The sequence below is a fragment of the Peribacillus sp. SRI_006 genome, assembly GCF_057586375.1.
The window spans coordinates 59,557-79,605 of record NZ_JBYCZT010000020.1 but is presented as its reverse complement, the minus strand read 5'-3'; the positions used below and the strand labels follow the sequence as shown (position 1 = coordinate 79,605).

At 41.1% G+C, this 20,049-nt stretch carries 16 protein-coding genes; 12 read left to right on the top strand and 4 right to left on the bottom strand.

Annotation, left to right across the window (positions count from 1 at the left end):
* Nucleotides 1-14: 14 nt before the first annotated feature.
* From lplA to AC2YHV_RS24155, 6 genes are all read left to right on the top strand, one after another.
* On the top strand, nt 15-1,004 hold the full coding sequence (gene lplA / locus AC2YHV_RS24180; protein ID WP_057275811.1) for a lipoate--protein ligase: 990 nt from the start codon (nt 15-17) through the stop codon (nt 1,002-1,004).
* 178 nt (nt 1,005-1,182) lie between these two features.
* Nucleotides 1,183-2,727, top strand: coding sequence for a fatty acid--CoA ligase family protein (locus tag AC2YHV_RS24175; protein ID WP_487374351.1), 1,545 nt, complete (start codon nt 1,183-1,185; stop codon nt 2,725-2,727).
* Nucleotides 2,728-2,902: 175 nt separating this feature from the next.
* Nucleotides 2,903-3,430 carry an HD domain-containing protein gene (locus AC2YHV_RS24170; protein ID WP_034314654.1) on the top strand — a complete coding sequence of 176 codons (528 nt, stop codon included), beginning with the start codon at nt 2,903-2,905 and terminating at the stop codon, nt 3,428-3,430.
* A 188-nt stretch (nt 3,431-3,618) separates the two neighbouring features.
* A complete protein-coding gene (locus AC2YHV_RS24165) occupies nt 3,619-4,284 on the top strand; it encodes a LuxR C-terminal-related transcriptional regulator (RefSeq protein ID WP_487374350.1) in 666 nt (221 codons plus the stop codon).
* Between the two features lie 289 nt (nt 4,285-4,573).
* On the top strand, nt 4,574-5,839 hold the full coding sequence (locus AC2YHV_RS24160; RefSeq protein ID WP_063577101.1) for a M48 family metallopeptidase: 1,266 nt from the start codon (nt 4,574-4,576) through the stop codon (nt 5,837-5,839).
* A gap of 142 nt (nt 5,840-5,981) precedes the next feature.
* Nucleotides 5,982-6,791, top strand: coding sequence for a YitT family protein (locus AC2YHV_RS24155; RefSeq protein WP_063577100.1), 810 nt, complete (start codon nt 5,982-5,984; stop codon nt 6,789-6,791).
* A 54-nt stretch (nt 6,792-6,845) separates the two neighbouring features.
* Here the strand turns inward: AC2YHV_RS24155 and AC2YHV_RS24150 are convergent, their stop codons facing one another.
* Nucleotides 6,846-7,082: an IDEAL domain-containing protein gene (locus tag AC2YHV_RS24150; RefSeq protein ID WP_048680068.1), complete on the bottom strand. Its 237-nt coding sequence runs from the start codon at nt 7,080-7,082 to the stop codon at nt 6,846-6,848.
* A 315-nt stretch (nt 7,083-7,397) separates the two neighbouring features.
* Here AC2YHV_RS24150 and AC2YHV_RS24145 point away from each other — a divergent pair, with 315 nt between their 5' ends.
* Nucleotides 7,398-7,961, top strand: coding sequence for a competence protein ComK (locus tag AC2YHV_RS24145; protein WP_063577099.1), 564 nt, complete (start codon nt 7,398-7,400; stop codon nt 7,959-7,961).
* A gap of 91 nt (nt 7,962-8,052) precedes the next feature.
* Here the strand turns inward: AC2YHV_RS24145 and AC2YHV_RS24140 are convergent, their stop codons facing one another.
* Complete coding sequence (locus AC2YHV_RS24140) at nt 8,053-8,271, bottom strand: DUF3006 domain-containing protein (RefSeq protein ID WP_057275817.1); 219 nt, start codon at nt 8,269-8,271, stop codon at nt 8,053-8,055.
* Complete coding sequence (locus tag AC2YHV_RS24135; RefSeq protein ID WP_487374349.1) at nt 8,272-9,111, bottom strand: ComEC/Rec2 family competence protein; 840 nt, start codon at nt 9,109-9,111, stop codon at nt 8,272-8,274.
* An 871-nt stretch (nt 9,112-9,982) separates the two neighbouring features.
* Here AC2YHV_RS24135 and AC2YHV_RS24130 point away from each other — a divergent pair.
* Nucleotides 9,983-10,177 (top strand): hypothetical protein, encoded by a 195-nt coding sequence (locus tag AC2YHV_RS24130; protein WP_106026623.1) that lies wholly within the window; start codon nt 9,983-9,985, stop codon nt 10,175-10,177.
* Nucleotides 10,178-10,752: 575 nt separating this feature from the next.
* Here the strand turns inward: AC2YHV_RS24130 and AC2YHV_RS24125 are convergent.
* A complete protein-coding gene (locus AC2YHV_RS24125) occupies nt 10,753-11,121 on the bottom strand; it encodes a YhjD family protein (protein ID WP_328118116.1) in 369 nt (122 codons plus the stop codon).
* Between the two features lie 288 nt (nt 11,122-11,409).
* Between AC2YHV_RS24125 and AC2YHV_RS24120 the strand changes: the two genes are divergently transcribed.
* The 4 genes from AC2YHV_RS24120 (at nt 11,410) to addA (ending at nt 20,037) form a co-directional block, all read left to right on the top strand.
* On the top strand, nt 11,410-12,024 hold the full coding sequence (locus AC2YHV_RS24120) for a TVP38/TMEM64 family protein (protein ID WP_377331302.1): 615 nt from the start codon (nt 11,410-11,412) through the stop codon (nt 12,022-12,024).
* A gap of 33 nt (nt 12,025-12,057) precedes the next feature.
* On the top strand, nt 12,058-12,621 hold the full coding sequence (lepB, locus tag AC2YHV_RS24115; protein ID WP_053534099.1) for a signal peptidase I: 564 nt from the start codon (nt 12,058-12,060) through the stop codon (nt 12,619-12,621).
* A gap of 188 nt (nt 12,622-12,809) precedes the next feature.
* Nucleotides 12,810-16,310 carry a helicase-exonuclease AddAB subunit AddB gene (gene addB, locus AC2YHV_RS24110; RefSeq protein ID WP_487374348.1) on the top strand — a complete coding sequence of 1,167 codons (3,501 nt, stop codon included), beginning with the start codon at nt 12,810-12,812 and terminating at the stop codon, nt 16,308-16,310.
* The gene (addA, locus tag AC2YHV_RS24105; RefSeq protein ID WP_487374347.1) at nt 16,303-20,037 is read left to right on the top strand and encodes a helicase-exonuclease AddAB subunit AddA; all 3,735 of its coding nucleotides are present in this window, start codon (nt 16,303-16,305) and stop codon (nt 20,035-20,037) included. Before addB ends, addA begins: the two co-directional genes overlap by 8 nt.
* Nucleotides 20,038-20,049: the final 12 nt, after the last annotated feature.

Below are 20,049 nucleotides of genomic sequence, written 5' to 3'. Positions count from 1 at the left end.
AAGGAGGAACAACTGTGCTTTTTATTGATAATAAGGGAATTACAGATCCAAGAATTAACCTGGCCATCGAAGAATATGCGCTTAAACATTTAAACATAGATGAAACATATCTTTTATTTTACATTAATCGACCTTCAATCATCATAGGCAGAAATCAAAATACGATCGAAGAAATCAATTCCGATTATGTAGATGAAAAGGGCATTACAGTTGTTCGCCGCCTTTCCGGAGGTGGAGCGGTTTATCATGACCTAGGGAATCTCAATTTCAGTTTCATTACGAAAGACGATGGGGACAGTTTCCATAACTTCAAGAAATTCACCCAGCCTGTCGTGGAAACGCTCGAGAAACTAGGAATACATGCTGAATTGAGCGGTCGTAACGATATTCTGGCTGAAGGAAAGAAAATTTCGGGAAACGCGATGTTTTCAACGAAGGGCAGAATGTTCAGTCATGGAACATTGCTGTTTCAATCAGAAATGGATCACATTGTATCCGCTTTAAAAGTGAAAAAAGATAAAATCGAGTCCAAAGGGATTAAATCGATAAGAAGCCGTGTCGGTAATATCGCCGATTTTCTAAAAGAACCGATGTCTGTTGAAGAATTCCGTTCATTCCTTCTGCAAAATATTTTCAAAGAAACCGGAAAGGTTACAGAGTATGTTTTAACAGAAACGGATTGGGAGAAAATTCACGAAATCTCGGAAGATAGGTATCAAAATTGGGAGTGGAATTACGGAAAATCACCTAAATTCAACTTGCAAAACTCACATAGATTTCCTGTGGGATCTGTTGATATCCGCCTTGAAGTGAACAGGGGAATCATTGAAAACTGCAAGATCTACGGTGATTTCTTCGGGGTTGGAGAGGTAGCGGATATTGAACGAAAGCTTACTGGAACACGCTATGAAAAGGAAGCAATCAGCAGAGTATTGGATGAGATCGATGTTCGTCATTATTTTGGCAATGTAACAAAAGAAGAAATATTGGCTTTAATATATTAAGCCTGAAAGCCGTCCCGACTTATTAGGACGGCTTTTGTGACTAATAATGACAGTAATTGCTTGAATATGGATAAAATGGTTGCTGTGATCGCATTCTTTTAATATAATAAAAATGTATTTAGTTCACCATAAAAATGAATGACCATTCATTCATGCTATTTGCAGGGGAGGGAGAAAGATGAATTTATCTGAACAGCTTCATCAAATGGCTTTAAAAAAGGCGGATAAGCCAGCATATTACTTTTTGGATCAATCCACTTCATATGGGGAATTGGATAAAGCCGTTACGAAGTTCGCGGACGAATTACATAGGCTTGGTGTTTCAAAAGGTGATAACATTGCGCTGTTATTAGGCAACTCTCCACATTTCATCATTTCATTGTATGGAGCTATGCGAGCAGGGGCGACCGTAATTCCCGTCAATCCAATATACACACCTGACGAGATTGGTTATATCCTGAATAATGGCGATGTAAAGGTTGTTGTGGCAGTAGATAAGCTTTTACCCTTACTGGAGAAAATGAACCCTATCCTTTCAAGCGTAGAACAATATGTAATTTGTGAAACGCAGCCGCATAGTGGGGATAGTAGCGAATTTAACATCTGCAATAAAATGAAATCGTTTACAAAAATGGTCGAATCGGGGGATGAAGGCTTTAAAGGTCCTGAACTGGATCCTGAAGATACGGCAATCATACTTTATACTTCCGGGACAACGGGGAAACCAAAGGGGGCCATGCTCACACATACCAATATCTACTCCAATGCACATGATATTGGTGAATATTTAAATATCACGGAAAGTGACCGTGTCATTACGACATTGCCAATGTTCCATGTTTTCAGTTTAACGGTAGTTGTGAATGCCCCGTTGATAAGCGGAGGTACGCTTTTAATTGTCCCGCAATTCAGTCCAAAGGAAATATTCAGGCAAATCAAAAAATATGATGCAACCGTTTTTGCTGGCGTGCCTACGATGTATAACTTTCTTTTTCAATATCCAGATGCGAAAGAGGATGCTTTGAAGTCTTTGCGGATATGCATATCTGGCGGATCCGCCATGCCAGTGTCCCTGCTTGAATCATTCGAGCGGAAATTTAATGTTAGGGTTTCAGAAGGATATGGCTTATCCGAAGCTTCCCCTGTTACCTGCTTCAATCCTTTGGACCGTCCAAGGAAGGCGGGTTCCATCGGAACATCCATCCTTAGGGTGGAAAACAAAGTGGTCAATGAGCTTGGAGAAGAAGTGCCGATCAATGGTGTAGGAGAATTGATTGTCAGGGGTCCGAATGTAATGAAAGGTTATTATAAAATGCCTGAAGAATCAGCCGCTGTCTTGAAAAATGGCTGGTTATATACAGGCGATTTAGCCAGGATGGATGATGAAGGCTACTTTTTCATTGTAGATCGTAAAAAGGAGCTAATCATCGTCGGTGGCTATAATGTCTATCCACGTGAAGTGGAGGAGGTTTTGTATGCCCATCCTGAAGTAGTTGAGGCAGCAGCCATTGGCGTTCCCGATCCCAATCAGGGGGAAGTGGTTAAATGCTTTGTGGTAAAGAAAAACAATGCATTGACCGAGGAAGAGCTGCTCGCCCATTGCATGGTACACTTGGCCAAATATAAGGTGCCGGCAAAAATTGAGTTTTTGGATGAACTTCCAAAAAACGCGACTGGTAAAATTTTACGACGTTCCTTGAAAAACCATGTACTGCAAAACTGAATTACATTGATCATGAGGGGATCATTGCCTATAACCGGCAATGGTCCTTTTTTGTACAACCAAAGTGTATGAGGTTGCATAAAATATATTGAAGAATCTTAAAACCTTGATTCTTGTTTCGAAAAGAGTTATGATTGTCATTAAAAATTTCCACAATATTGTAAGGAGGGGTTAGATGAGAGATGTAAAACTTTTGGATATTTTTACACATCCCATTGCTCAAAAATACTTGAATCGTTCAGGTCTGGCACATGCGATTGCGGTAGCATACCATGCGTTTCACTTAGCAAATGAATATAATGTCGACCCTGATATTGCCGCTAAAGCCGGGCTATTGCATGATATGGGTCATTTCACCTGGTATCGCAATGGTAAATGGGATTATGATCTTTATAAACAAAATGATATTCACCCCATCAAAGGTGCCGAACGAGCACATAAACTGTTAATCCGCTTGGGAGAAAACCCGATCAAGGCAAAGACCATTTCCCTCGCCATTTTATTTCATACCGATTCGTTCTTACCTTCGAATGATATTATTCGTACACCGCTTCAGCAAGTCGTCAAATGGGCCGACGAAAAAGATGAAGAAGAAGGCGGAAAACACCATTATCGCAAAATTGATTTTCCCCGGGCAAAGGAAAGCATCATGAAACTTGATACGCTCATAGATGAGGAACAAAGAAAAAGGCTATCATCCTGAAGTCAAACGGGTTGATAGCCTTTTTTATTGTCAGGAGGAACTCAATTATTAAAAGTATTTTTTACAGTTTAAATTTGTTAACAGGTGAATTAATGATGTAAAATATAGACCATTAGAACTATTCTATGGCGAACAATTATAAAAAACTATCGGATTAATAACAAATAAAAAAAGTAACAGGTGAGGTTATGAAGTCGATTAAGCTAATGATATATGGTGGTCAGGGAGGAATTGAGGGAATCATCGAACAAGAAGGTGACATTAAGGTCATAGGGATGACTGGAAATGAAATGGACCTTCTTGATTCTGATCATACATCAGTCATACCAGATGTCATTCTTATTGATGCCCGCTCTTCAGGGAGGTATGGACAAGAAGTCATGCAAGTCCTTAAGGAAAAACACCCATCCACTCCTTTCGTCGTTTTTACTGACTATTCAGAAAATCACTATCTTATTGAAGCAATAGGTCATGGTGCAGCAGGTTATGTGTTACAGGATGGCGGAATGAAACAAGTGTTGTCGGCAATCCGTCAATGTGCCAACGGTCAGATCGTTTATCCTGCCTCATTCAAATCAATTTTAATGAAAAGGCTGGAGCGGGATGTTGAAAGATCACCAGTAACTTTGGAAAAGGCAATCGGAAAATTGGGGGCTTTTTCTAAACGCGAGCATGAACTGCTTATCCTGCTAACCCAAGGCGAAACGAATCAGCAAATTTCCAAAAAACTTTTTCTATCGATCGGCACGGTAAAAAACTATATAAGCCGTATTTACAAAAAACTGAATGTTAATAATCGACCGGAGCTTATGGCACTTTTGTATGGTTTGCAAAATAGCGGGATGAAGGGATGATCAATCATGCCCGCCGTTCCGTTAATCGGTCTCATTCATTATAAATCAAATTCACATTTAAAATCCTTTGATGAAACGATTTCACTTTAGCAAATAGGCAAAGGAATAAATTCGTCGTTGCCTTAAAACTCCCATCCCGGAAGTGCATGTTTGACTGATGGAGTATTCTGTGAAATATTCAACAAAATGATGGGAATTGTAAGAAGTGAATAATAAGGGAAATCCGGTTCTAACCTGTCCATTTTGGATTAAACTATTAAGAGGGAGATTCGTTTTAAGGAGGGGCATCATGGTTAGAAAATGGGCTGGAAGAGCGATTATATTATATATCCTTTATGCAGCAGCGATGTATTGGTATATTTTTTATGGAGCGGATACGACCATTCCCGAAGCTTTGCGTGGAACGGCAGCAGATCCTGCAACATTCCTGAATGCAAGGGAACTAAAGCTTAGTGAAGAGTATTCAGGACTGCGGAATTTTATTTTTTTCGTATCGACACCATATGAATGGCTTCTGTATTTCTTCATATTATTATTCGGTTTTTCAAAGGCATTTGAAAAATCGTCAATGGCAGTCTCGAGACGGAAAGCGATCAGAACGGGCATTTACTTATTCTGGCTTTCCGTTATTTCATACCTGGCTCTATTTCCAATCAGTTTCATTGGATATCGAATGAGCAAGAGTTACCACATAAGTACACAAAGTTTCACCTCGTGGATGAAGGATGGAGTCATCGAATTTTGGGTGAATTTTGGGATGATGTTCATCATCGTTTCCGTTTTATATTGGTTAATGAAGAAAAGTGTGAAGAAGTGGTGGCTCTATGCTTGGATGTTGTCCATTCCTTTTTCCTTGTTCCTGATGTTCGTTCAGCCTGTATTGATTGATCCGCTGTACAATGAATTCTATCCTCTCAAAAATAAAGAGCTGGAAACGGAAATATTGGCACTAGCCTCACAGGCTGAGATCCCGGCTGAACACGTGTATGAAGTAAATATGGCGGAAAAGACAAATGCCTTGAATGCATATGTTACCGGCATAGGTTCCAACTCAAGAATAGTACTTTGGGATACGACCCTGAACAAACTGAAGGAAGATGAAATCCTTTTTATCATGGCACATGAAATGGCTCATTATGTGGAAAAGCACATTTATATAGGGATTGCAGGTTATTTAGGACTGACATTAATCGGTTTGTGGCTGACTTCGAAAATCATGAACTTTATCATTGGTCGCTGGGGCCATCAGTTAAAGGTCCGTTCGGTTGACAGCATATCATCTCTTCCGTTATTTCTCTTGATAACGTCTGTGCTGCTCTTTGCTTCGAGTCCGCTGTCCAATTATGTTTCCAGATATCAGGAAACAAGGGCTGACCGTTATGCCATTGAAATGACCGGGGACAAAGAATCAGCAATCACGACTTTCCAGGAACTCACGAGGTCGGGTTTGAGTCAGGTCAACCCGCCATTCCTGGTTAAATGGCTGCGGTATTCCCATCCGACCATGCTCGAACGGATTTCAACGGTTGAAAATGCAGATACAAAGGGTGAGTGAAAGCCAGCTGAAAACCAGCTGGCTTTTTTTCTTCGGAAAGTGGAAGTTTGTAGTCGTTTTCAGAAAAAACTATTATTTTAAAAAATCTTAGGTTCTCTACTATAATAAATTAAATTCCCAGTTCGTTTTAAGGAGATCGGATATGTATAATGTACTTTTGATCACTGTAGGCTCAGTGCTTGTGGCAGTGGCCTACAACTTATTTTTGATACCACATTTAATTTTAAGCAGCGGACTTAGTGGACTTGCGATCATGTTCGGAATCATCACCCCAGTCAACACAGGGATATTGAATTTTCTGATGAACCTGCCATTGCTGATTCTTGGTTACCTGAAATTAGGGAGACGCTTTATCACCTATACGATATTATCAGTTGTCGTGATTTCCATCAGTTTATACCTCATTCCAGTTCACGGTATTTCCACTGAACCGATTTTGTCTTCTTTATTTGGCGGAATCATATCGGGAATCGGTATAGGCATCGTCTTTCGCGCTTCGGGGTCTTCTGGCGGCTTTGATATCATTGCCATGCTATTGGCTAAGAAGAGCGACTTTCCGCTTGGTACATTGCTTTCGGTGATGAATGCTGTTGTGGTGGTAATCTCAGGCTTCATCTTCGGTTGGGATGCCGCATTATATACGTTGATTTCCATTTATGCAGCAGGAAAGGTGATCGATACGATCCATTCCAATCACATTAAATTAACATTGATGATCGTTACCAAAAAGAGTGACGAAATGAAAACGAAGCTCCTGACCAACCTATATCGTGGAATTACAGTCATGGATGGTGAAGGTGCATATTCAGGAGAAAAGAGCAAAGTAATGATGACAGTCATTACACGTTATCAGTTAACCGATGTAAAAACGATGATAAAAGAAGTGGATCCGAATGCTTTTGTTAATATAACCGAAACTGCTGAGGTCATGGGTATGTTTCATAAAGAGTGATGATAATGAAAAAAAGCCTCCCGACATTATGGGAGGCTTTTTTGATCATGAATGTTAATTTCCAAATTGTTTTAGTAAAACGTTCATTTCAGAACTTAGTTTTAAGAATAAAGGTTTGTTTTTCATATCCAAGGCATCATCGATCTGTTTTGCAAGGAGATTCTTTTTGGTAGTAAGGACGGCTTCCTGAATAATCATATCAATTAACATTTCCTGAACCACGGCATCGTTTTTCATTTCGCTCATTGATAAGGACTTCACTGACTCTGAATAAGATTTTTCATTTTTCAAAGTTACCACCCCTGACCCTTTTTATTATTATATGGATTTGAGCGGATAAAATCAACTGAAAATTTAAAAAATTTAAATTACGATAGAGAATGTGTCGTTTAGATGACGAAAAAGCCACTATATAAAAGAATTTCAAATTTTTTGTGAACTTGCTTTATATGTTTAAGGTCTATGCTATTATAGTGAGTAATTTAACATACATTTACTATCCCCCTTCACTCTTCTTGGACAGGAATGGAAGGGTACAAGCAATTAAGAATATAAGCTTTGGAAAGTGATAGCGATGTTTAGCAATGAGGAAGAGGTGGATTAAAAATGAAGGAAAACAATCAGGGAATCATCGAGGAATATGAAATCACGCCACATACACTAATGGTTGCGCCAATTAATTACGGCAGTAAAATATATGCCCGTATCATTGAAATGGAGGACGAGTTCATCTCCCCGTTTAAACCTATGGAAATAATAAAGAAAAGCTGCGAGTTCTTCGGATCAAGTTATGAAGGACGCAAGCAAGGCACGAAACAGCTCATAAACATCACCCATAAAGCACCGATTGCGATTGATCCGACCAGTTCGATATTCTTCTTTCCAACTACATCTCCGTTACGTCCTCAATGCATCTGGTTATCACATGAACATGTGGTATCCTATGAGCGCCTGGATTCCAAACATACAACCATCACATTCAGGAATAGACAAACCATCGATATAGCAGTGTCATGCAGCTCTTTCGAAAACCAGCTGCACCGGACCTCTTTTTTAAAAACGAAATTGATCCAGAGGATTGAGGAAACAAAGAGGAAATCCTTTTATCTATTCACTGATGCTAATGGAGTCAAGGCTTCAGAGGTAATCTCAAAGTATATACCGCGATAAGAGGGGGTTCAGGGGAAAAATCAGAGAAGAATCCCAAACGGGAATAATCAAATTTAAAGCAAGCCCTTCTTATTAAAGAAGGGCCCTGGAATCAATCTTCGAATAATTCATCCATTAAATCGTCAATTTCTTTTCTTAATTTTTCAGTTCCTTCTTTGGAAATGGTGATGGTATCACCATCGATAATCAGCATATCTCCTACTTTTGCTCCCTTGGGAAGAGCACTTTTAGGGAAATCCTTCATGTCACCACCATCGATTTCCACGACAGCGATCTTTCCTTCGAAGCGATCAATAATTCCTTGTACCAATTATTTCACCGTCTTTACAGTAATTTTCTGACCTGTAGAAGTAAAAATAATGTTACCTGATTTATCTGTGCGATAAGTTTTGGCTTTCACTGAATTCAACCGTTTTATAACAGTGGAAGTAGGATGCCCATAGCCATTTTTCCCTACACTTATTACAGCATATTTCGGTTTTGTTTTGTTGATGAAAGCTGAACTTGTCGATGTTTTTGCACCATGATGGCCTACTTTAAGTACATCCACACTTGGTACCAGTTTTTTAGCCAGCATATCCTTCTCTGCTTTTTCTTCGGCATCACCTGTAAACAAGAATGTTTTTTTGCCGTGTTTAAGCAACAGGACAGCACTCCAATTATTTAAGTCAGACTTAGCATAGTCCTTAACAGGTGCAATGAATTTAAGGGAATTATCCTTTGCTTTAGTGTTGATTTCCACGCCCGTCTTCGCTTTTTTTATTGTAAGCTTCTTCTTCTTGACAGCCGTTAAAAAGTCTTTGTATGCCTGGGTAGTATGTGAAACTTTAGGGACATACACAGATTTTACATTAAGCGATTTAATCACATGAGCAAGACCGCCAACATGATCCGCATCTGGGTGAGTGGAAACTAATGCAGTAAGTGTTTTTACCTTTTGTTTTTTTAGGTAGGCAACAACCTCGTCACCCTTTCCTTTACCGCCGCCATCGATTAAAACGTTTTCATTAGCGGTTTGTATCAGGATTGAATCTCCTTGTCCAACGTTGATGAAATGTACCTTTACATTTGAGGCTGCCTCAGTTGTTTTAAGTCCAGTGAATAAAGACAAAACAAGAACAGCCACCAGTAGAATATTTATTTTCTTCATTTTTCCCCTCCAGTTAATAATTTACCATGTGTAACCGAAAAAATGGGAATATTGACACGGTTTTTATTTTTGGTAAAAAAAGGAATGTGTTGTTTGGATTTATGGTTAGGGAAAATGACCCTGGGTATTTATGATTAATCTCTTGAATGAAAATGTAATGCCATTATTTTAAAGAATCAACTATTTCTCTCAGAAAAGAGTGTGAAGTTGGCATATATTCAAGGAGCAGGCTCCCGGAGAATGTTAGGATTACCAACAAAATATTTTGTTAAAGAGATTGTTTCTGTTTTTTTAGGATTGTACAATTTAAACGTTTATTACCCTCCAGGCACTCGCTTTCCGCGGGCGGTCCGTGAGCCTCCTCGGCGCGTTTGCACCTTTCGTTCCAAGCAACTTTGGTTTAAAATTTAGATAGGAACCCTTTTGGCTACAAATTAAACCATGCAAATAAAATATTGAATGGTTATCATAAGAAATTAGGGATGAGTATAAGTTTCCTTAATGATTGACTCCTTAATACATAATATAATAGACACCGATGATGTATCTTTTGTTCAGTATTTCACAAAAGATTTTGTTTTTCTGGAAATTCTTTTTGCTTTATACATTTAATATAAAGAGGTTGTTACTAGTAGATAATAATAAGTATGGATATGAAATTAACATCTTTCCTAATAACGTTGTACTGACACTAAAATGATAGTTTAGACGTATAGTTATAATAGATGAATGGAAATTAAATGTCGCTTAATAATGAACAAACGGGCCAGACCTTTTAATCGTTAAGGACAATTTCGTCGAAACTGTTGCCTTAATCAGTGAGCAGTAATTGTGCAAACCGCTAGTGTAACAAGAAGTGGAGAAGCGGCTATTGGCAGTCCTCGGTTCCTTTAATAGGGAAGAGGGTAATATACCAGAAGGATGCAGCGTCGACATTCTGCCGTTTAATCACCAAGAACAAAGGCGATGCTATGCATACAGCAAACTTTTAATGAAGGATGCCATTACAAGGGAACTTGAAGTAACGCAGTTAAATGTAAAAGGTATTTTTGGAAGAAGATATTAACTATCTGAAATCCATGGCAGACATTTCATCCGACATGCGAGGGCTTGATCCAACAAAGGATAACATGGGCTTTTTAAGCGTCCCATCGTCCTAAAGGAATTTCCATTCTTTCGATGCAGGGAATTGTTGACGGCAATCGATCATGGCAAATCATGAATACGTGTTACATTCTGCGGCGGATCATGATATTGGTTACTTTTACATCGATTTGTCGAAGCTGACTGTTTTCCTATCCTTTTCTTCAATATGATGAGTCGATCATAACGGGTGCCACTCCAACCTTTGTCATGGAGCATGTAATTAACTTTCATTTAATGAGACTTAAAACTTAAATGTTAAAAGGATATTCAGTATGCACTTGATTACATAGGTTATGCCTTGGTTTGAACTAGCCAATTAAATTATGATGTTATGGAATATTCAAACAGGGGGAATGGAGGTAAGCGAGTCTAATCGATCTTGATCATGAAAGACTCCCTTACCTTTATGCCAGGAAAGATGCGATGCTTTTTTATGGTCAACCTTTTTACATCCAAGGGAATTTGTATCCTTCCGGAAGGCTCCCTTTTAACCCGTTAATCCCTTGAGGGTTTTTTTTCGAAAAAGTAATAACATAACAAGTCTTCGGTTTTGTTGCGAAGGCGGGGATTGAAATAATTATGATGTTCCTCGTATCCTTTATATAAAAAACAATACATCGTGAAGGATTCATCGCGTTTGATTTCACTAATTTTAATATTCTCTTTGCGCAAATAGCGCCGTACTTCGGCAAGTTCGTCTTGAACCACTTTTAAAATATGTTCCACCAGCTCCGAATAGGGCCTTTTTAATTTAAACGGACTAATTTCGATGACCTTGAGATCCCGGTTTAAGACTGTAATAACCATAGGGAGGTAGATGGCTTTTTCAATCATATTTCGGTCACCTTCTGGAATGCGGGTCATCATGACCGCCCCTTTCTAAATAGCGCGTTTTTAATACTAATATGTATATCCTGAAAAAACGAGAACATTTGTTCCGTTTTTATCCTAATGTATTTTCAGTGGTTATGCAAGCAGTTTTGATAAATCTAGAAATATTCGTTAACAAGATTATGTTTTCCGGAGATAGGGAAAGTATGAAGATATATGGATAATAATTCTTGCAATTTCGGGGGAAAGTGATATATCTAAAATAAACGGTTTTTAATAAGTTTATGCTGCTTTGATGGCAGCATGTCGAGGGAGATAATTATGGATTTGGATACTATACGTGAGTGGTTTACACTTGATCATATATCGGCACTTATTCAGCAATATCGCTCATTCGGTCCAATTCCCGGAATCTTACTGCCGATGCTGGAAGCATTTTTGCCTTTTTTGCCCTTAGTGGTGTTCGTGCTTGCCAATGCAACGGCATTTGGTCTCTGGTGGGGGTTTTTATTTTCTTGGATTGGTGCGGTAGCGGGGTCCTTTTTGATCTTTTGGATTATTAGAAGATATGGTCAAATGAGGTTTTTCCGATTTTTGCAAAGACATAAACAGGTGCAGAGGTTGATGGTATGGGTTGAGAGCCATGGATTCGGTCCTTTGTTCATATTGCTCTGCTTCCCTTTTACACCTTCGGCTATCGTTAATATCGTGGCAGGACTTTCAAAAGTCAGTACCCTGCAATATGGACTTGCAGTAATTGGAGGGAAGGCGGTGATGATTTTTACGATCAGCTTCGTAGGTTACGATTTAGTATCATTGATTCATAAACCTGTGCGAACGATCATTATCGGAATCGTCATCTTTATCCTATGGTATGTGGGGAAAAGGCTGGAAGTCCGGTTAAATAAAAGCATGAAGAGAGAAGAAGGGCAATAAATTAATATATAAATGCAGTAGGGGTTGAAGTAGATGGAAAAAACAAACAAGAATTCTTTATCCGATTGGATAAAACCAGCGATGATAGCTTTTGTTATTTACATCTTAATCCGTACATTTCTCTTTTCAAGCTATGATGTTGAAGGAAAGTCGATGCAGCCGACCCTTGAAGATGGAAATAAACTTGTCGTGAATAAAATCAATTACCAGATTCATGATATCAACCGTTTTGACATTATTGTTTTTCATGCGAATTCACAAGAAGATTATGTTAAGCGGGTTATAGGGGTTGCAGGTGACCGTATTCGTTATAAAGATGATTGGCTTTACGTAAATGGTAAGAAAGTGGATGAGCCTTATCTTGAGAAATTCAAGGAAGGTTTCCCAGGACAGGATTTTACAGGTGATTTTACATTAAAAGAATTGACGGATATGACCAAAGTTCCGGAGGGCAAGCTTTTTGTCATGGGTGATAATCGTCTTGAAAGTGCTGACAGCCGTCACTTTGGTTATATACCGGTAGAAAATGTTGTCGGTAAAGTGGATGTTCGATATTGGCCGGTCAATGATTTCAATTTTAAGTTTACAGGTGAGTGATTGTGGAAGCCCGAGTAAGATGCGGGCTTTTTCTTTTGGGGGAAACGCGAACGTACGATTGGTGTTTTTTTAAGGGAGACGGTAAAATAATAGAAAGTAAATCTAATTGGAAACAGAAACCTAGTCATAAAGACGAAAGTATTTCTGGTATGATGGATCTAGATATTATGTTGTAAGGGGGAAAAGAGATGTCACTCCGTTTTTTACTGGGAAGATCGGGTACAGGGAAAACTTCGAATATATTGGACGAAATCCGCTCTAAATTGGCAGAAGATCCCGAAGGAAATCCAATTATCTACCTCGTTCCTGATCAGATGACGTTTCTATCTGAATATAAATTAATTAAAACACCAGGCCTTGCCGGAATGATCCGGACACAGGTTTTCAGTTTTAGCAGGCTTGCTTGGCGCGTTCTTCAGGAAACCGGGGGGATGAGCCGGCTGCATCTGGACAGTGTTGGCGTTAATATGCTGATACGGAAGATCATGGATGATAAAAAGGAAGAGTTAAAGATGTTCAGTCGATCTGCTGATAAGCAGGGGTTCATTGCACAGATGGAGCTGATGCTGGCTGAGTTCAAGCAGTATTGCATCCAACCTGATGACATTCAAAACTATTTGGCTGAAACCTCACAGGCCGGCAGCGGCATTCAGGATAAACTGCATGATCTTGAATTGGTCTATCAGGCTTTTGAGGATGAAATGGTCAATAAATATTTAGACTCCGAAGATTATTTCACTTTGCTGATCGAAAAAATGTCAGAGTCTTCATATATAAGGAATGCGGATATATATATCGATGGTTTTTATAGCTTGACTCCACAGGAATTATTGATTGTTGAAGAATTGATGAAGCTGTGCAGGAGTGTAACGGTCTCGCTGACGTTAGATCAGCCCTACAGGCAATATGCTCCGGATGATTTGCAATTGTTCAGGCAAACGGGAAACCTTTATCATCACCTATATCAGGCTGGATTGAGGAATGGCATACCGATTTCAGAAGATCGAATCTTAAAAAGATCGGAAAGGTTTGGAAAGAGTCCGGGGCTGAATCATCTGGAAACTTATTTTTCCATTCGTCCTGCACGAACGTTTGAGCAGCAGTCACCTGATGTAACGATCGCCCAGGCAGTTAACCGCAGAGCTGAGATTGAAGGAGTTGCCCGGGATATCTTGTCGCTGGTCAGACAGAAACAGCACCGTTTCCGTGATATTGCGATTTTAGTCCGTAACGGGGAAGCATACGCAGATATTTTACAAACCGTTTTTCGGGATTATCAAATTCCCTTGTTCGTCGATTCCAAACGGACGATGCTGAATCATCCTCTGATTGAACTGATTCGTTCGACTTTGGAGATCATCAATGGCTATTGGCGTTATGAACCGGTATTTCGTGCAATCAAGACGGAGCTTCTATTTCCGCTGCAAAAAAACCACGACCGGATGCGTGAACAGGTAGATAAGCTGGAAAACTATGTGCTGGCCCGCGGCATTAAAGGAAGCGGGTGGACGTCCAAAGATCGTTGGACCTACCGGCGCTTCCGCGGTCTGGAACTCGAGGACCGGAACCAAACGGATAAGGAAATGATGCTTGAGCAAGAGTTGAATGAAATGAAGCAATTATTTACCGAGCCCATCTTGAGGCTCTCAAAACGGGCTAAAAAGGCTGCTAATGGCAGGGAATTGTGTGAAGCCCTTTATCTATATCTTGAAGAATTGCATATACCGGAAAAATTGGAAAAGCTGAAACTGGAGGCAGAAGAAGCAGGTGATTTGGTATCGGCAAGAGAGCATGAGCAAACATGGAATGCGGTTGTCGACCTATTGGACCAATTCGTTGAACTGCTGAGCGGGGAAGAGCTTTCCATGAAACAGTTTGCGGTAATCATTGAAGCTGGTTTGGAGTCTCTTGAATTTTCTTTGGTACCGCCGGCAATTGACCAAGTATTAGTCGCTAATCTAGATTTATCCCGCCTGGATGATGTGAAGACAGCTTTTGTTATCGGATTGAACGAAGGGGTTCTGCCGGGAAAAGCAGTATCTGACGGGATATTTTCAGATAGTGATCGTGATGTGCTGCTGGCTGGTGGACTTGATGTTGCCCCAAGTTCGAAAGTGCGCCTGCTGGATGAGGAGTTCACAGCGTACAAAGCATTCACTACGCCTGCCGAGGCCCTTTATTTATCATATCCGCTTGCCGATGAGGAAGGGAAGGCGCTTTTACCTTCATCCTATTTGAAACGGGTAAGGGACGTATTGCCTAATGTTTCCGATGTGTATTATATGAACGATCCGTCCGATCTGTCTGCAGAGGAACAGGTGAAATATGCAGCGAATCATGATGTTGCCCTTTCGTACCTGGCTGCCCAATTGCAGCTGAAGAAAAGGAACTATCCAATCCATTCACTATGGTGGGATGTATATAATTCCATTATTGATGATGAAATGGCCGGTCCTTCAGCAACTAAGGTTTTATCGAGCCTTTTTTATCAAAATAGGACAAAGAAATTAACTGAGGAAACAAGTAAGCAATTATACGGTGAGAGCATTCTTACGAGTGTATCCAGGATGGAAATGTTCAATAGCTGCCCGTTTTCCCATTATGCGGCTCATGGCTTGAAATTGAGGGAAAGGCAGATTTTCCGTTTGGATGCCCCGGATATAGGCGAGATGTTCCATGGAGCGTTGAAAATGATTTCCGATTACTTGAAGGAACATGATATTCCTTGGTCTACATTGACCCCGGAACAATGCTTGGAGCTGGCCAGAATTGCTGTGGAGAGACTTGCTCCTAAACTCCAAAATCAGATTTTGTTAAGTACGAACCGCCATCACTATTTACGCAGGAAACTCGAACACGTGATTGGACGTGCCTCGATCGTATTAAGTGAACATGCAAAGGCGAGCGGTTTTGCTCCAATCGGATTAGAACTTGGATTCGGAAAAAATGGCGAGCTGCCGCCACTTTCTTTCACATTGAAAAACGGTACGAAGATGGAATTGATCGGGCGGATCGACCGCGTGGATAAAGCGGAAGAAGATGAGGGTGTCTATTTGCGTGTGCTCGATTATAAGTCGAGTGAAAAGGAACTGAACATGAGTGAAGTATATTATGGACTAGCGCTGCAAATGTTGACATACCTAGATATCGTCGTCACCCATTCCAAGTCGCTGATTGGAAAAGAAGCGATTCCAGCAGGAGTTTTGTATTTTCATGTGCATAATCCCGTTGTCAAATCAAAGGGAATGCTCAGTTTGGATAAAATTGAAGAAGAAATTTATAAAAGCTTTAAAATGAATGGACTTGTACTGGACCATTCAAATGTCATTCAGTTGATGGATACCTCGCTTGATATTGAAAATTCGGGTAAGTCGGATATCATTCCAGCTGGATTTAAAAAGGACGGATCGCTCCTGGCGGCTTCCAAAGTTGCCAGCAGGGAGGAGTTTTCCCTTCTGAATCATCATGTGCGCCGTATTTATCAGGAGGCTGGAGATCGAATGGTCGATGGTGATGTGGATATTACTCCATACAAATTAAAGGAAAAAACGCCGTGTACCTTCTGTTCCTTTAAATCTGTATGCCAATTCGACCAGTCACTGGAGGAGAACCAATTCAGGAATTTGGCACAGAAGAAACAAAATGACGTTCTTGAGCTATTAAGGGGAGAGGGGGAGAGCGATGAGTAAAACGAAAATTCCTGCTCTGCCAGGAGACGTGACCTGGACGGAAGATCAATGGAAGGCAATATGGGCTAAAGATCAGGACATCCTGGTTGCGGCCGCTGCGGGTTCAGGGAAAACAGCGGTACTGGTCAATCGGATCATTCAAAAAGTCATTTCAGAAGAAGATCCAATCGATGTTGATGAACTGCTCGTGGTTACATTCACCAATGCCTCGGCTGCCGAAATGCGCCATCGGGTAAGTGAGGCATTAGAAAAAGCGATCGATGATAATCCACATTCACAGCATTTACGTAAGCAGTTGAGCTTGATTAATCGTGCTTCGATTTCCACACTCCATTCGTTTTGTCTAGAGGTGATCAGGAAGTATTATTATCTTACGGATATCGACCCGGGCTTCCGGATTGCAGATTCAACGGAGATCCAGCTGCTCCGTGATGAAGTGATGGAAGAGCTTTTCGAGGAGCAGTATGGCCAAAGTGATAACGAAGAGTTCTTTAATTTGGTCGATGCTTTTACAAGCGATCGAAATGATGATGCACTTCAGAATATCGTGCGGTCGCTGCATGATTTTTCGCAATCGAATCCAAACCCGGACCGATGGCTCGATGGTGCCGCCAGCATGTATGAGCTGGCAGATGATGATGGGATTGATGATCTTTCGTTTATCGATTCATTGAAGTTCGATATTGGTTTACAATTGGACACGGCCAGGGATTTATTGGAACGCTCGCTTGCGTTGACAAAAACCCCTGGGGGGCCGGCTCCAAGGGCTGAGAACTATCTAGCCGATCTTGCACTGGTTGCTAAACTTTCGGAAGTGAAGGACCAATCGTGGAATGCACTTTATGAGGAAATCCAAAACGTGAAATTCGGGACGGCAAAACGCCTTACCGGTGCAGATTTTATCAAGGAAGTGGCTGATGAGGCTACCAAGTACCGGGATAAGGCCAAGAAGATCATCAAATCGTTACAGGAAGAGTTATTTTCCCGGAAACCGGAAAGCTACCTGCGGGATATAAGGGAGCTTAAGGGTTATGTCGATACACTTGTAATGCTTGTTAAACGGTTTGACGAAAGATTCTTTGCTGCAAAAGCAGAAAAGAACTTGGTGGATTTCGCCGATTTGGAACATTATTGTCTTCAAATTTTGACAGGGGAAACGGTGGATGGTGAACGAAAACCTTCAGCGGCAGCCATCGAATACAGGAACCAGTTCAAAGAGGTACTAGTGGATGAATACCAGGACACGAACCTGGTTCAGGAAACGATCTTAAAATTGGTGACGGCTGACGGAGAATATGATGGGAATCTTTTCATGGTAGGCGATGTCAAGCAGTCCATTTACCGGTTCAGGCTTGCAGAACCGAATCTCTTCCTTGGAAAATACACACGATTTACCCATGACGGTGTTGATTCCGGACTGAAAATTGATTTAAACCGCAATTTCCGGAGCCGAAAGGAAGTTCTTGATGGGACCAATTTCTTGTTTCAACAGTTGATGGGCATTACAGTCGGTGAGATTGATTATGATGAAGATGCCCAATTGAAAAAAGGTGCCCCATATCCCGAAGACGATCCATACCCGATCGAACTCCATTTAATTGATGGAGCAGCCGATCCTGAAGCTCATTCGGAAATGGAAGGATATGATGGCGGATTTGAGGCCGAGGAGCTTGAAAAAGCGCAGCTCGAAGCAAGGCAGATGGCCAAGCTCATTAAAAAGGCTATAAGCGAAAAGCATCGGATATATGATACGAAAACCAAAAGGTACCGATCTGCCACTTATCGGGACATGGTCATTCTTCTTCGTTCAATGCCATGGGCACCGCAAATCATGGAGGAATTTAAAAAGCAGGGAATTCCAGTATATGCTAATTTATCCACGGGGTATTTTGAAGCGACCGAAGTGGCCATCATGATTTCCTTATTGAAGGTGATTGATAATCCGCAACAGGATATCCCATTGGCTTCCGTTCTCCGTTCACCTATCGTTGGGTTGGATGAAGAAGAGATGTCAAAGGTGCGTTTATTCCATACAGGAAGCTATTACGAAGCACTAGCTGATTTTTACAGAAAGAGTGACCCTGAAGAACATCCGGGGCTTTATGAAAAAGCCTCTGCATTTTATAAAAAACTTGTGAAGTGGCGGAAACTTGCCAGGCAGGAGGCATTATCAGATCTAATCTGGCTCCTATACCGCGAAACGCAGTTTTATGATTTTGCAGGTGGGATGCCGGGCGGCAAACAGCGTCAGGCCAATTTACGAGCGCTGTATGACAGGGCAAGGCAATATGAAGCAAGTTCTTTCCGCGGTCTGTTCCGTTTCTTGCGGTTCATAGAAAGGATGCAAGAACGTGGAGATGATTTAGGGGCAGCTCGGGCTTTAGGGGAACAGGAAGATGTAGTCCGGCTGATGACAATTCACTCGTCAAAGGGGCTTGAGTTCCCGATCGTGTTCATTGCCGGTCTTTCCAAGCAATTCAATATGATGGATTTACGAAAGTCCTATTTACTGGATAAAGATTATGGCTTTGCGGCAAAGTACGTGAATTCCGAATTACGGATAACTTATCCATCCCTCCCTCAATTGGCTTTTAAGAAAAAAAAGCAGCTTGAATTAATTGCCGAGGAGATGCGTGTCCTCTACGTGGCGCTAACAAGGGCTAAGGAAAAGCTTTATTTGATTGCCAGTATCAATGATGCAGAAAAAACGCAGCAGAACTGGGAAAGTAATGCGGCACATGGAGATTGGCTATTGAAGGACTATGTACGGGCAGGTGCAAAAAGTTATCTTGATTGGATTGGTCCATCCCTTGCCCGACATCGGGATTCTCTTGGTGCTGCAGGTCTTGGCCTGGAAATGGAGTCGCATCCATCGAATTGGTCCATTTCCGTCATTCCAAGTGAAGAGCTTGCTGTTCTGGATGAGGAAGAGGCACTGGTTCAAGAGCAAATGCTTGAACATGTCCAGAAATCGGAGAAGGTCGGCATCGTTTCCGAGTTTTATGATGATATCAAGGAACAGCTGGAATGGGAGTACCCCGAGCATGAGGCGACGGTGTATCGTTCCAAGCAATCCGTTTCTGAATTAAAACGTCAATATGAACTCAAGGACGAGCAAAGCTCCACAGAGCTGTTGCGTAAATTTAAGCGGCCTATCACGAAGCGGCCGACTTTCATGCAAGAAAAGTCTCTAACTCCTGCTGAAAGGGGTACGATTACACATTTAGTCATGCAGCATATTGATCTATCTAAAGAGATTACCATTCAATCGATTCAGCAACTGATCATTGATCTGATTCAACGTGAGCTGTTGACGGAGGAACAGAAAGAAGCTGTGGATCCGGAGACGATCGTCGATTTCTTCGAGAGTGAAATCGGCCAAAGAATGCAGAGGGCCGAAAGCATTCGCCGTGAAGTGCCATTTACGATGTCGCTGCCTGCAAAGGAAGCTTACAGCGATTGGACAGCTGGAGATGAAGAAGTCCTTATCCAAGGGGTGATTGATTGTATCTTTGAGGATGAACAAGGTCTTGTGCTTCTCGACTATAAAACGGATACGATCACCGGCCGTTTTGCAAGCGGGTTCGAAGGGGCTAAAGGGATTCTTGCCGATCGATACCAGATGCAGCTTCAGCTTTATACGAGGGCTGTTGAGGGAATAATGAATAAGAAGGTAACCGGCCGTTACTTGTTTTTCTTTGACGGCTCGCATTTATTGGAAGTATAAGAGAGAAGAAGT

Bases quoted from the DNA above. Each gene is read 5' to 3' on its own strand.
- AC2YHV_RS24175 (WP_487374351.1), top strand. From the start codon at position 1,183: ATGAATTTATCTGAACAGCTTCATCAAATGGCTTTAAAAAAGGCGGAT.
- AC2YHV_RS24170 (WP_034314654.1), top strand. From the start codon at position 2,903: ATGAGAGATGTAAAACTTTTGGATATTTTTACACATCCCATTGCTCAA.
- AC2YHV_RS24165 (WP_487374350.1), top strand. From the start codon at position 3,619: ATGAAGTCGATTAAGCTAATGATATATGGTGGTCAGGGAGGAATTGAG.
- AC2YHV_RS24160 (WP_063577101.1), top strand. From the start codon at position 4,574: ATGGTTAGAAAATGGGCTGGAAGAGCGATTATATTATATATCCTTTAT.
- AC2YHV_RS24155 (WP_063577100.1), top strand. From the start codon at position 5,982: ATGTATAATGTACTTTTGATCACTGTAGGCTCAGTGCTTGTGGCAGTG.
- AC2YHV_RS24145 (WP_063577099.1), top strand. From the start codon at position 7,398: ATGAAGGAAAACAATCAGGGAATCATCGAGGAATATGAAATCACGCCA.
- AC2YHV_RS24135 (WP_487374349.1), bottom strand. From the start codon at position 9,111: ATGAAGAAAATAAATATTCTACTGGTGGCTGTTCTTGTTTTGTCTTTA.
- AC2YHV_RS24125 (WP_328118116.1), bottom strand. From the start codon at position 11,121: ATGACCCGCATTCCAGAAGGTGACCGAAATATGATTGAAAAAGCCATC.
- AC2YHV_RS24120 (WP_377331302.1), top strand. From the start codon at position 11,410: ATGGATTTGGATACTATACGTGAGTGGTTTACACTTGATCATATATCG.
- lepB (WP_053534099.1), top strand. From the start codon at position 12,058: ATGGAAAAAACAAACAAGAATTCTTTATCCGATTGGATAAAACCAGCG.
- addB (WP_487374348.1), top strand. From the start codon at position 12,810: ATGTCACTCCGTTTTTTACTGGGAAGATCGGGTACAGGGAAAACTTCG.
- addA (WP_487374347.1), top strand. From the start codon at position 16,303: ATGAGTAAAACGAAAATTCCTGCTCTGCCAGGAGACGTGACCTGGACG.